This is a genomic window from Pleionea sp. WD8-19, assembly GCF_055326765.1.
Map to the genome: position 1 here is coordinate 284,277 of NZ_JBUZOU010000005.1, position 13,224 is coordinate 297,500.

The 13,224-nt window shown below is 43.2% G+C and carries 10 protein-coding genes; 7 read left to right on the forward strand and 3 right to left on the reverse strand.

The window, feature by feature from the left end:
• Positions 1-22 precede the first annotated feature (22 nt).
• From ACTUJY_RS08665 to ACTUJY_RS08675, 3 genes are all read left to right on the forward strand, one after another.
• Positions 23-973 carry a 2-thiouracil desulfurase family protein gene (locus ACTUJY_RS08665; RefSeq protein ID WP_463615683.1) on the forward strand — a complete coding sequence of 317 codons (951 nt, stop codon included), beginning with the start codon at positions 23-25 and terminating at the stop codon, positions 971-973.
• 99 nt (positions 974-1,072) lie between these two features.
• The gene (locus ACTUJY_RS08670) at positions 1,073-2,794 is read left to right on the forward strand and encodes a dipeptidyl-peptidase 3 family protein (protein ID WP_463615684.1); all 1,722 of its coding nucleotides are present in this window, start codon (positions 1,073-1,075) and stop codon (positions 2,792-2,794) included.
• A gap of 207 nt (positions 2,795-3,001) precedes the next feature.
• The gene (locus tag ACTUJY_RS08675) at positions 3,002-3,763 is read left to right on the forward strand and encodes an SDR family oxidoreductase (RefSeq protein ID WP_463615685.1); all 762 of its coding nucleotides are present in this window, start codon (positions 3,002-3,004) and stop codon (positions 3,761-3,763) included.
• Between the two features lie 340 nt (positions 3,764-4,103).
• Here ACTUJY_RS08675 and ACTUJY_RS08680 read toward each other — a convergent pair whose 3' ends face one another.
• From ACTUJY_RS08680 to hutG, 3 genes are all read right to left on the reverse strand, one after another.
• A complete protein-coding gene (locus tag ACTUJY_RS08680) occupies positions 4,104-4,679 on the reverse strand; it encodes a hypothetical protein (RefSeq protein WP_463615686.1) in 576 nt (191 codons plus the stop codon).
• Positions 4,680-4,691: 12 nt separating this feature from the next.
• Positions 4,692-5,930, reverse strand: coding sequence for an HD-GYP domain-containing protein (locus tag ACTUJY_RS08685; RefSeq protein WP_463615687.1), 1,239 nt, complete (start codon positions 5,928-5,930; stop codon positions 4,692-4,694).
• A 77-nt stretch (positions 5,931-6,007) separates the two neighbouring features.
• Positions 6,008-7,210 (reverse strand): N-formylglutamate deformylase, encoded by a 1,203-nt coding sequence (gene hutG / locus ACTUJY_RS08690; protein ID WP_463615688.1) that lies wholly within the window; start codon positions 7,208-7,210, stop codon positions 6,008-6,010.
• Positions 7,211-7,297: 87 nt separating this feature from the next.
• Here hutG and hutC point away from each other — a divergent pair, with 87 nt between their 5' ends.
• The 4 genes from hutC (at position 7,298) to pheA (ending at position 13,072) form a co-directional block, all read left to right on the forward strand.
• Entirely contained in the window at positions 7,298-8,011 is a 714-nt protein-coding gene (gene hutC / locus ACTUJY_RS08695) for a histidine utilization repressor (protein ID WP_463615689.1), read from the forward strand.
• 203 nt (positions 8,012-8,214) lie between these two features.
• On the forward strand, positions 8,215-9,888 hold the full coding sequence (gene hutU, locus ACTUJY_RS08700) for a urocanate hydratase (RefSeq protein ID WP_463615690.1): 1,674 nt from the start codon (positions 8,215-8,217) through the stop codon (positions 9,886-9,888).
• A gap of 9 nt (positions 9,889-9,897) precedes the next feature.
• The gene (hutH, locus tag ACTUJY_RS08705; protein WP_463615691.1) at positions 9,898-11,430 is read left to right on the forward strand and encodes a histidine ammonia-lyase; all 1,533 of its coding nucleotides are present in this window, start codon (positions 9,898-9,900) and stop codon (positions 11,428-11,430) included.
• A gap of 475 nt (positions 11,431-11,905) precedes the next feature.
• Positions 11,906-13,072: a prephenate dehydratase gene (gene pheA / locus ACTUJY_RS08710; protein ID WP_463615692.1), complete on the forward strand. Its 1,167-nt coding sequence runs from the start codon at positions 11,906-11,908 to the stop codon at positions 13,070-13,072.
• The last annotated feature ends 152 nt before the right edge of the window (positions 13,073-13,224 follow it).

The window sequence follows — 13,224 nt, forward strand, 5'->3', positions numbered from 1 at the left end:
AAAGGACAATATAGTTGGTTTTATGATCCGACCGCAAGTAGCAATTAGCAGTTGCCTGTTGGGCGAAAGAGTGCGTTACAACGGTAACCATAAACATTTGACTTATCTCACCGAGGTATTATCGCCAACGATTGAGAGTTGTCCAGTTTGCCCGGAGGTCGCTTCTGGCATGTCGGTTCCTCGCCCTCCCGTTCAATTGGTGCGCGCAAAAATGGGGCTGGAGTTACAGGAAGTAGACCCGCCTCACACCAATCACAGTTTTGCTATGCAAAAAATGGTCGCCCGGTTTGTTGACGATAACCCTTATATTGCGGGCCTAGTGAGCAAAAGCGGTTCACCCAGTTGTGGTCAAAAAGATACTTCGTTAATCGACAAACGCGATCAATCTCGGCGTTACGGTGCCGGTTACTTTGTCCGATTGCTGTATAAGCAACGACCTTACCTGGCAATGATCGATGATCACGACATATTGAACGACGAGTTTCGCCACCGCTTTCTGCTTCATTGTTTTACAATAGGCCGATATTTTCATGACATTCAGCTCAATGAAGAAAATGGTGCGCGCGCATTTTTACACCATCATCGGCAGTTATTTCTTGCACTGGATCCACAACAAACACGACAGCTCACCAACCTACTCAATCAGTGGCAATCTGGCCGCGATACTGAGCACCACTTTCTAATGACATTAGCCCGACTATTGCAATATCCTTTTCGCATCAACCAAGCGTTTAGTGTGTTAGAAAAGTTCAGTGAAAGTCAGGATGCTGCCACTCGTTCGGCATTGCGACTCATAATTAAAAGCTTACGACGTACCGACAGCGATCAGTGGATTTCGATTCTATTTCACGCTCATCTTAGTCAGTTAATCCAACAGTTTAAACTCGAACACTTAATGGACAATCCATTTTTTATTCCCTATCCAATACAACTGATGCAAAGCACACAGAAATTCCGTTCCAGCCTAGTTTAAACGCTTAAGTCGCAATTTTTCTGGTTAGTACCTTTGAAGAATGTTTCTTGGTATAGTTCGCAGGTTTATAAAAAAATAAATTCACTTTGGGGATTTTCCATGAAGAACAAACTTATCCTAGCAATAGCCATCGCCACAACTTTGTCGGGCTGCCAAAAGCAAGAGTCGAGCGAGCATACACCCGCTGCCGCTGAAAAAACTACAACCGTTGAAGCTAGCGTTAATGAGCCTAAAAAATACTCCGTTATCGACGACAGTCGCTTTGGCATTTATGCAGAATTTACATTAACCAGCGACCTTTCGCATTTAACGGATAACCAGAAAAAAATGCTAGGGCTGTTAATTGATGCCAGTAAAATTATGGACGACCTTTTTTGGCAACAAGCTTATGGCGACAAAACGGAACTGCTTGGTCAAATTGCAAATGACAACGCTCGCTACTTTGCCGACATCAACTATGGCCCATGGGACCGACTCCAAGGCGATCAACCCTTTTTAGCTGGGTTTGGTGAAAAACCATTAGGCGCTCGCTTTTATCCTCAAGATATGAGCAAACAGGAATATGAAAATTGGCGCAAAGCCAATACCGAGACCTTGGCAACCGACAAGTTCGCTGAACTCTACACAATGGTCGAGAGAAATCAAAATGGTGAATTACAACTGGTTCCCTATAACGTCAAGTTTAAAGAATCGCTGGTAAAAGCCGCTCAACTACTAAGAGAAGCATCCGAACTCGCTGAAAATACAGAGTTTAAAAACTACCTGAAGCTACGCGCTCAAGCGTTGTTGAGCAATGACTACCAACCTTCAGATTTTGCCTGGATGGATATGAAAACCAATCCAATAGAGCTGGTGATCGGCCCCATTGAAACCTACGAAGATCAGCTGTTGGGTTATCGCTCGGCATTCGAAGCTTATGTGCTGATTAAAGATCTGGCTTGGAGTGAGCGACTGGCAAAATTTGCCGCTTTTTTACCCGAGTTGCAAAAAGGGTTACCGGTTGATGAAAAGTACAAACAGGAAATGCCGGGTACCGACGCTGATCTTAACGCATATGACGTAATTTATTACGCAGGTCACTCAAACGCTGGTTCCAAAACCATCGCAATCAACCTGCCGAACGACGAAGAAGTTCAACTAGCAAAAGGCACACGGCGTTTGCAATTAAAAAACGCAATGCGCGCTAAATTCGATAAGATATTGGTCCCCATCTCTAAGCAGTTGATCGCAGAAGAGCAGCAAGAATACGTTACTTTTGATGCTTTCTTCGCGAATACCATGTTTCACGAAGTCGCGCATGGCCTCGGTATCAAAAACACCATTAACGACAAAGGCATGGTACGCACGGCATTAAAAGAAACGGCCTCTGCCCTAGAAGAAGGCAAAGCCGATATTCTTGGTCTTTATATGATTACTGAACTGTTTAACAAAGGCGAAATTACGGAAGGTAAACTCATGGACAATTACGTTACTTTCCTCGCAGGTATTTTTCGTTCCGTTCGTTTTGGCGCCTCTTCCGCTCACGGAAAGGCGAATATGGTACGCTTTAACTTCTTCAAAGAAAAAGGGGCCTTTAAAGTAGATGCAAAAAGTGGTCGTTATAGCGTCGACTTCGACAAGATGACCGAAGCCATGAACGAGCTTTCGAATTTGTTGCTAACCTTGCAAGGAAATGGCGACTATCTAGGCGCTAAAAACCTGCTTGAAACCAAAGGTGTCATTACCGCAGATTTGCAAGCCGAGTTAAACAAATTAACCGAAGCCAATATTCCGGTAGACATCGTATTCAAGCAAGGAAAATCGGTTCTTGGGTTACACTAGGTCACAACTTGATTTACCAAGGGTGCACGGCACCCTTTTTTATTCGCTTAACGAACATCCATCAATATCAAAGTTAAAAACCAGGTCAATGAATTGCGCTGGATTAAAACTTCATCGAAAGGTAACATTAAAGCACTATACTATACTGCACTGCACCAATAAGAATATTCACCTGCCAGTCGTCAGGGGCAAAATAAAGGTAACACTATGAATTTAAAAGATAAAGTTATTGTGATCACAGGCGGTGCGCAAGGCTTGGGGTTTGCCATTGCGGAACGTCTTGGGCAACAAGGTGCTCAGCTGGCACTGATCGATATCAATTCCGAATCTTTAGCTCTTGCCAAAGAAAAGTTGAATGAACAGGGATATCCGGTGGAAAGTTTTACGGCAAACATCGCAGACGAAGCGGAAGTCATTCAAGCTTTTGACAAAGTAGTTGCTCACTTTCATCGAATTGATGGCCTCGTTAATAATGCAGGAATTACCAGAGATGGGCTGTTAGTCAAAGTCAAAAATAATGAGGTCGTTGATACGTTAAGTCTGAGCAGCTGGCAACAGGTGATCGATGTTAACCTTACCGGCGTGTTCCTTTGCGGTCGTGAAGCAGCCAAACACATGATTCAAAACAAATCCGAGGGGGTGATTGTTAATATCTCCTCTATTTCACGTCATGGTAATGTTGGTCAGAGCAACTACGCTGCTGCCAAAGCTGGTGTAGCAGCGCTCACCACAACCTGGGCAAAAGAGCTCTCGCGCTACGGTATTCGAAGTGCTGCCATTGCGCCTGGCTTTATTGAAACTGAAATGACACAGGCCATCAAGCCAGAGATACTGGACAAAATCAAAGCAACCATTCCACTGAAACAAATGGGCAAACCCGGACACATTGCACGAACGGTAGAGTTTATTTTAACCAATGACTACTTAAGTGGCCGAGTGATCGAAGTGGATGGAGCACTAAGGCTTTAATCGAAAGACGTTTTCAACAGTTAAGACTGTTCATTTTATAAGGAAGCTACGGTCTTTCTTTTGAATTTGGTTACAATTTCGTTTCCGTAAATATCACCGATACGATGTCATTGCATTACCATTTTCAAAGTGCTTGAATAAGTAAAAAAAACGAGTAACCCTCATATAGAAAACACATGAATGACAAGGAGTTAAAATGGGAATTATTATCGTATTAGCGTTACTGCTCATGTTTTTGTTCAGTTAATCGGGCTTTAGGTGCTACCGAAATGAATAAGGCGAGTGACTACTCGCCTTTTTTACGTTTCACATTTTCCGACCAATTTATCGCTAACGTTAGTTATTGGTATTTATCTGCCCACTGTTTCAATTGGTAAATGTACATAAACCAAGTTAAACCAACCGCCATGGTTTTATTATTAGTGTCCATTTTTTGCCCTTGCAATTGGTATCGCCACTCATTTGCTTTTTCAATATCAGAAAAGAAGCGTTCAAACAAAGTTTCACAAACATCCGGGTTACGCAACTCTTGTGGCAACCACTTGCTTTTGAAGGCGTAGTTCACAGCTGATTTAAGATCTGGAAACTGCTGTCCCAATTCTCGTAGCAACATGTCTTTCACATAATCAGCAAACTCCGTTTTTAACAGTGGGAACTCATCACTGACGACTTGCTGATTATCATCTTCCATATCCGATTGCTCAGCGACAACCTCTTCCACATGCTCCAAAGCCAAAGCGCGTATTTTGTCACCGTATTTTTCATCCATATGGCGGATAAAAGCGCGATCACTTTCACATAATGACGAAAAATCGCCTCCTGATTGACTCACTCTTTCACTGAGCGCTTCGAACGACGCTCGATCTTCTTCGCTTAATATTTCTTTCAGTCGCTTCAGGTGCGCTTGTAATGACATAATTAAACCTTTTTAAACAGCAGAGATCTTCAACCCTCGGTCCACATATTCTTGAAGATCAACGCCAAATGCTCGATTAGGGACCGCCTTTATTATACGGTATGTTTGGGCTGAAGCGTCTAAATCAATCTTTGACATGTCAATAATACGCTCTCGCTCCCTGGGTTTCTTCCGTTCATCGAGGACCAACAACACTTTAGGTCGCAATTTAAACCGAGGATTGGTTGCGATAACAATGCCTACTTCACCGTTTTCCATTTCTACAATGGAGCCTGGAGGATAAATGCCACGCCACTCGATAAACTGTGTGACGAGTCGATTATCAAAATCTGTATCACGCCCCAACATCAGTATTTTATAAGCATCCATAATACTGCGAGAGTGATCGTAACATCGGTCGGACGTTATCGCATCAAAGGTATCAACAATGGCTACAATTCGAGAAAAGGTCGAGATTTGTTGATCCGTTAAAGCCCGCGGATACCCCGTTCCTCCCAAGCGTTCATGGTGAGTGTACGCGACATCAATCGCCGCAGGTGACGCATCACGTTTTTTAAGCAAAATGTCATAGCCAAGTTCGGCATGACTGCGCATCACCTCCATTTCTTCTGGATTCAACTTCCCTGGTTTATTTAAAACATAATCGGGAACTTTAACTTTTCCAATATCATGCAACATACCCGCAATGCCAATTTCCTCCATTTGCTCCTGAGAAAACCCTAAAAACTTAGCAAAGGCAATACACAAAATACCAACATTTAAACAGTGTTCAGCCGTGTAATCATCCTTTTGCTTGATTAATGTTAGCATTAATAATGCACTTTCATTGCGAACGATACTCTGTACACACTCCTTGACGTGTTCTTTAACTGCCGCAATTTGAAAGTCTTCTCCTAACATCACCCGATCGAGTATGCTCTTTACCAGCTTTTTCGAGCGACGATAGGATTTCGTCGCTGGACGAATTTCAGATTGAATACTGACTTCGCTTTTTAATTCGCGACTTAATTTACTTCGGATAGTATGGGAAACGGTGGTGTTGGCACGAAACTGTTTGTAGACCTCCTCATTCGGAAAATCAACGTACACAAACTCGCACTGACTCTTAACCGAATCGATATCTTCTTGATCCTGAATGGTGAACCCTTGTAAAAGAAAGTTGGTTTCGCTCCAGTCTCGATCAATGTCAGAAATAAACATTCCAACTTCCAACTGGCTGGCCAATACTTTTACACGTTTTAAATGCGACAAAACAAGCTCACCTTTCAATCCTTGATACATAAAGCATAATCAATATCCACTCTATTTGCATCTGGATATCGAATGTCTTACAAAAGGCTACGTAACCCCGCAATCATCGACTCAAGCACAGGCTGAACTTGCGCTGCTTTTTCGTGATGGTAACTTAAATTGTTTTCATCCATATAAGTTGCCTGTGACAACTCCAATTGTACGGCATGAATGTTTCTATCCGGTTGACCGTAGTGACGCGTAATATAACCACCTTTAAATCGACCATTGACCACTTTGGAATAGTTACCGCACCCAAATGAATCGATCCATTGACGCACGCTATCACCACAACTGACGCCATTATTGGTACCAAAATTGAAATCGGGAAGCTGTCCCTCGAAAAAACGAGGAACTCTAGAAGCAATGGAATGTGCTTCTACTAGAATCACTTGACCAAACTGCTGTGCCAGCCGACCAAGTTCCAGATTCAATTTTTGATGGTAAGGCTGCCAGTAACGAGAAATACGATGTTCAATGTCATCGGCTTTAGGAGTACTAGATGGCAAATATAGGGGGGTTAAATCGAAGCTAGTGGTTGGGCACAACTCCGTATTGTTCGCACCTGGATAAAGTTCTTGTCCATCGCACGGACGATTTAAATCGATGACATATCGTGAATATTGGGGACATATCAAAAAACATCCCTGATCCAGTGCAAAGTCATACAGTTGGCGCAAATACCAGTCGGTATCTTTCATTTTTTTCGCCTCAGGTGTAACAGACGACAACATTTCCGGAGAAAGACAGGTCCCGTTATGCGGCAAGCTGATCACAAGCGGAACCGATCCTTCACGCCATTCATAAGGCTCAACTTGCAAACGCCCATCTGAATAAAACGGTTGTTTATCGGGATGCAGCCATCGCTTTCGCGCAGCTTCTGAGTTAAGCGTAAATTCGGTATAAAAATCGGCAATCAATGCATGTGTGTTGGTAGCAAAATCACTCAACAATGGCTCAGTCTCTGACCAGTTATGAGCCTTTCCGATGATCCTTTCAATTAATAACCGGTAACACGCATAAGAAACCGTCGCATGAAACTTATCCGGTGCACCGATTTGAGTGGCATAATTTTTAATAGAACTTAATGTTTTATTCAACCCATCTTTATAACCTAACTGCCAATAATACTCCGCAGCCAGCCTAGCATGGGCCATGTGGTTGAATTCATCTACAGGAAATGAGGCATTTTCGATTTTTGTGACGTAATCGGTTGTCGATAATTTTTGGTAATATTGCATACTTCAGCGATTTCGATTGCTTCAAATTTCGCTATTTTATACCATCGCTGCCTCAAATTCTTGTCTATACAATCAGCCGTACCGATTATGCAGAAGTCTGAATCTCGTTATTTGAAAGTAAAGCGCCATATCATGGATGGGATTAAAAACGGTGTCTGGCAAGCTGGCCAGCAGGTTCCTTCCGAAAATGAGTTAGTGCAATTATGTCAAGTCAGTCGAATGACCGCTCGTCGTGCGCTAGAAGAACTCGACTCCGAAGGCATCCTATTTCGGGTTCGCGGAAAAGGTTCATTTGTTGCGGAAGAAAAGCATCAAAGCTCTTTGCTGGAAATTAAAAACATTAAAACCGAAATTACCGAGCAAGGACACAAACATAAAGCACAGCTGGTTGAAATGAGCGAAATTCCTGCCAGTCTTGAGTTACGGGAACTGTTTGAGCTCGAAGAGAATGCCATGCTGTTCCACTCCATCATAGTGCACTATCAAAACGAAGATCCGGTACAAGTTGAAGAGCGCTTTATTAATCCTCTGGTTGCCGGTGAATACTTACAACAAAACTTCAAGTCAATCACACCGAATGAATACCTAACGCGAATTGCTCCTGTGACCGAGGCAGAGCATATCATTGAAGCCATAGTGCCGGAAAAGCAATTCTATAATTTGTTGCAGTTGGAAGATGAAGAAGCTGTGCTGCTGTTGACTCGAATCACCTGGAGTTTCGATAAGGCTGTCAGTTATGCCAAGCTTTACCATCCAGGCAAACGCTATCGACTTAGTAGTCGGTTTACACCCAAAAGCTAACTGCCACAACTCTCCATACAACTGAATCAGCCTGTCAGATTGTTGCAGGCTGAAGAGCTAACACCAGGTTTATTTTAGCAACTTATACAAGCTCACTTTGGTATTTAACTGATTGAAAAATACAACTAAAACAACTTGTATATACAGGTTAATCCTTTATACTTTGTCCAATCTAAACATTCACTCAATGTAAAGGTGACGCAATGAACGACAATCGCATTGACAAAACCCGAGAAATTCGTGCACCCCATGGTACAAAGTTATCGGCTAAGAGCTGGTTAACCGAAGCGCCTTTGCGCATGTTGATGAACAACCTTGATCCTGAAGTTGCCGAGCACCCTCAAAGTCTGGTGGTGTACGGTGGGATCGGCCGTGCTGCTCGTAATTGGGAGTGTTACGACAAAATCATAGAAGCATTACAAAGCCTTAATGACGATGAAACCTTACTGGTACAGTCAGGCAAACCTGTTGGCGTTTTTAAAACGCACGCGGATGCGCCACGTGTTTTGATTGCCAACTCTAACCTGGTACCACAATGGGCTAATTGGGAGCACTTTAACGAACTGGATAAGAAAGGCCTAATGATGTATGGCCAGATGACGGCAGGGTCCTGGATCTATATTGGTAGTCAAGGCATCGTTCAGGGCACTTATGAGACCTTTGTTGAAGCAGGTCGCCAGCATTTCAATGGCGAAACCAAAGGCAAATGGATATTGACTGGTGGCCTTGGCGGAATGGGTGGTGCGCAACCGTTAGCTGCGACCATGGCTGGATACTCGATGATCGCCGTTGAATGTGACGAAACCCGTATCGATTTCCGTTTACGCACCCGCTACGTAGACAAAAAAGCCCAAACGATTGATGAAGCGATGACGCTACTTAACGAATCTCTTGAAAAAGGAGAAGCCATATCCATCGGTTTGCTTGGTAATGCCGCCGATGTGTTTCCAGAAATGGTGAAACGCGGTATCAAACCGGATCTGGTAACCGATCAAACTTCGGCGCACGACCCAATAAACGGATATCTGCCTCAAGGTTGGACCGTTGAAGAATGGCGTTCGCGCGCCAAAAGCGAACCGGAAGTCGTTGCTCGCGAAGCTCGTAAATCAATGGCGGAACAAGTGAAGGCAATGGTCGCCTTTTATGAAATGAATATTCCAACTGTGGATTATGGCAATAACATTCGCCAACAGGCATTTGATGAAGGTATCGAGAATGCCTTTGCCTTTCCTGGTTTTGTACCCGCTTATATTCGCCCTCTTTTTTGCCGAGGAGTTGGACCATTCCGCTGGGCAGCACTTTCTGGTGATCCAGAAGATATTTATAAAACCGATCAAAAAGTTAAAGAAATTATCGCCGACGATCCGCATCTTCATAACTGGCTCGATATGGCACGAGAGCGCATCAGCTTTCAAGGATTGCCAGCTCGCATTTGCTGGGTTGGATTAGGCTTAAGACACAAATTGGGGTTGGCTTTTAACGAAATGGTTCGTAATGGCGAACTGAAAGCGCCTGTTGTCATTGGCCGTGATCACTTAGACTCCGGATCTGTTGCGAGTCCAAATCGAGAAACCGAAAGTATGAAAGACGGATCCGATGCTGTTTCTGACTGGCCACTGCTGAACGCCATGTTAAATGTTGCTGGTGGAGCAACTTGGGTATCATTGCATCATGGTGGAGGCGTAGGTATGGGATATTCTCAGCATTCCGGTGTTGTGATTTGCTGTGATGGCACTGAAGCGGCAGACCGACGCATTGAGCGAGTACTTTGGAATGACCCGGCTACGGGTGTGATGCGTCATGCTGATGCAGGTTATGAAATTGCCCAGCAATGCGCCAAAGAAAACCATTTGAATTTACCCATGTTGAATGACTGAGAGTGAGCGATGAATAGCATAGAACTGGTTCCCGGCAAATTAACATTAGCGGATTTGCGAAACATATACCAACAGCCTGTTCAATTAAAGCTTTGCAATTCTGCAGTTGAGCTAATCAATCGCTCAGCACAAACCGTTCAAGATTGCATCGACAAAAGTCAAACTGTTTATGGCATCAATACCGGTTTTGGACTGTTAGCACAAACTCGCATTCCAAACGACAAACTGAGCCTGTTACAAAAGTCATTGGTACTTTCACATGCCGCAGGCCTCGGTAAAAGCCTAGATGATGCAACGGTTCGCCTGTTAATGGCACTGAAAATCAACAGCTTGTCGCAAGGACATTCCGGCATTCGTTTACAAACAGTGGAGCTGTTAATCCAACTGCTCAATGCGGAAGCATACCCGGTTATTCCTGAAAAAGGGTCGGTCGGAGCTTCCGGCGATCTGGCGCCCCTGGCACATATGAGCGCAGTGTTACTCGGAGAAGGTGAAATTCGTCTTCGAAATGAAGTAATACCCGCTAGCGAAGCTTTATCAAAACTCGCTCTGGAGCCACTTGAATTGGCACCAAAAGAAGGTTTAGCTTTGCTTAACGGAACTCAAGCTTCTACCGCGTTAGCGCTCAAAGGCCTGTTCCTTGCCGAAAATAACTTTGCTGCGGCTATGGTGGCTGGAAGTCTAAGTGTTGATGCATTGATGGGCAGTGTTACACCATTTGATCATCGGATTCATCAGGTTCGTGGCCATCAAGGACAAATTGATACCGCATCGCTCTATCGCGAGTTATTGGCCGACAGCGAGATTAACTTATCCCATAAAGATTGCGATAAGGTACAGGATCCCTACTCGCTCCGCTGCCAGCCACAAGTGATGGGTGCTTGTTTGGATCAATTAAGGTATGCCTCACAAACCCTATTAATTGAAGCCAATGCGGTATCCGACAATCCGCTGGTATTTACCGAAGAAGGTGATATTTTATCCGGCGGAAATTTCCATGCCGAGCCAGTTGCTTTGGCGGCCGATGCCATCGCAGTAGCTATTGCAGAAGTAGGCTCAATTTCAGAGCGGCGTATTGCCATATTTATGGATAAACATATGAGTGGTTTACCCGCATTTCTCGTTAATGATAGTGGTGTCAACTCTGGCTTCATGATTGCACAAGTAACTGCAGCAGCACTTGCCAGCGAAAACAAAACGTTTGCTCATCCTGCTTCCGTAGACAGCTTACCGACTTCGGCCAACCAGGAAGATCATGTCAGTATGGCAACTTTCGCCGCACGTCGCTTAACGGACATGGGCGAAAACACGGGGGGTATTTTGGCAGTGGAAATGCTCTGCGCTGCACAAGGAATTGATTTTCGTTCACCATTAAAAACCTCACCCAAATTGCAATGGGCGTTTGAACATATTCGTAGTTCAGTGGCTTTCTACGATAAAGATCGCTATATGGCTAACGACATGCAGCCCATTCATCAACAAATTTTAACAGGTGATTATTGCCGCTATGCAACAGGACTCTTTGCGTCATTAAAACAATAACACGGGAGGGTTAAAACCCTCCTGCTTTTAATAGTTTTTTATTATATATAATAATAATTTTAATTACTTTAGATCGTATATGAAAAACATTTTCACCATTATTTAAAACTATCTCATTGTTTTACAATAATAAATACATTCAAACTGTCAAAAGTTGACATCCCCGAAATTCAACTATACTGAAAATGGGACCCCACCTATCTCAAAACAGATTCAGTCTATTTAGAGGCTCAATTTGATGTAGATGTAAGGGTTTCCCAGTCTTGGTTGTTACATTATTTATTCCATCCAGTTATGGTACGCCCGGCTCCCCGCCGGGCTTTTTTATTGACTTTCTTTCTCTCAGCTCTTAATTTGAATTCATGATAATCAATCTCGTCTTCTTTTACTTTTTTAATATCCTTTAGTAATTGGGAGGCGCACATTCACATTTAAAAACCTCCCAAATGGGAGGTTTTTTTTTGAAGGAGTCAATATGTTAACTAACGAAAAACTTAACGAATTAAGACAGTCAATCGATCATATCGACCTGGAGCTTTTAGATTTATTAGCGAAACGAACGAAAATTTGTGAACAAGTTGGTTCTCACAAAATCGCTACAGGCTCTCTTACTCGTGATCTTGACCGAGAAAAAGAACTATTAAAAAAGAAACTGGAGCTTGGTCGTCAACTGGGATTAAACCCTCATTTAGTTCATCAAGTATTTGACCTTTTGATCGAATATTCGGTAAAAAAACAGTATCAAATGAAAATTAGTCAATCAGTAAAAAAAGCGCGGATCGCTTTTCTGGGTGACCAGGGTTCCTACAGCCACCAAGCACTACTAAAATATGTATCCGAGAAAAATATACAGCCGTCTCCTTTCGGTTACAAAACGTTTAAAGAAATCCTTACAGCCGTAACTCAAGAAGAAATGGACTTAGGTATTTTACCGATTGAAAATACCACATCAGGGTCAATAGTCGAGGTTTATGATTTACTCCAAGGAGCAGCAATCAGCATCGTCGGTGAAGAAATTTTGGAGATCAATCATAGTCTTGTTGGTAGTAATACCAGTTTCTCGCAAGTCAAACGAGTTCTAGGACATCCACAAGCCCTTACACAATGTAATGACTTGCTCTCTGCAAACCCGAGTTGGAAAATCGAGTATTGCTCCAGCAGTGCCGAAGCAATTGAAGAAGTCATTCGTCGTAACGAGATTGGAACGGTCGCGATTGCAAACGAGTTTGCTGCCGACATGTATCAATTGAGCATTGTTAAAAGAAATAGTGCCAATAGCCGAAAAAACTATACGCGTTTTATTGTCATTGCTAAAGAGTCACAGCAATTACCTCAAGAAGTACCATGCAAAGTATCATTTGTATTTTCTACCGACCAAAATGCAGGTGCTCTGGCTAATGTACTCTATGAATTTAAGGTTCAGAATATTGTGTTAACCAAACTACAATCACGCCCGATACCAGAAATGCCCTGGCATGAGCTTTTTTATGCGGATATTGAAGGACACATTGAACAGCCTGAGGTTATGAATGCTCTGAAAGATGCGGAAAAGCACTGCCAATACCTCAAGATTTTAGGCTGCTATCCTAATTCTGAATTGGAAAAAGCTATGCTTGACGATGAGCTCGCTGCTTCGGCTTAGAGTTAGTATCAGTTAAAAAATGAGAAAGCCATCGCTTTTTAATGTGGTTGCCAACTCATTTGGTGCTTTTGTTTCAGGCAACAAAAAAGGCTTACCCTTACGGATAAGCCTTTCGTTGAATTAAATGCCTGGCGATGACCTACTCTCACATG

Excerpts from the sequence above, each read along its gene's own strand:
- ACTUJY_RS08665 (WP_463615683.1), top strand. The coding sequence starts at position 23 with ATGATCCGACCGCAAGTAGCAATTAGCAGTTGCCTGTTGGGCGAAAGA.
- hutG (WP_463615688.1), bottom strand. The coding sequence starts at position 7,210 with ATGCAATATTACCAAAAATTATCGACAACCGATTACGTCACAAAAATC.
- ACTUJY_RS08670 (WP_463615684.1), top strand. The coding sequence starts at position 1,073 with ATGAAGAACAAACTTATCCTAGCAATAGCCATCGCCACAACTTTGTCG.
- ACTUJY_RS08675 (WP_463615685.1), top strand. The coding sequence starts at position 3,002 with ATGAATTTAAAAGATAAAGTTATTGTGATCACAGGCGGTGCGCAAGGC.
- hutH (WP_463615691.1), top strand. The coding sequence starts at position 9,898 with ATGAATAGCATAGAACTGGTTCCCGGCAAATTAACATTAGCGGATTTG.
- hutC (WP_463615689.1), top strand. The coding sequence starts at position 7,298 with ATGCAGAAGTCTGAATCTCGTTATTTGAAAGTAAAGCGCCATATCATG.
- pheA (WP_463615692.1), top strand. The coding sequence starts at position 11,906 with ATGTTAACTAACGAAAAACTTAACGAATTAAGACAGTCAATCGATCAT.
- ACTUJY_RS08680 (WP_463615686.1), bottom strand. The coding sequence starts at position 4,679 with ATGTCATTACAAGCGCACCTGAAGCGACTGAAAGAAATATTAAGCGAA.
- hutU (WP_463615690.1), top strand. The coding sequence starts at position 8,215 with ATGAACGACAATCGCATTGACAAAACCCGAGAAATTCGTGCACCCCAT.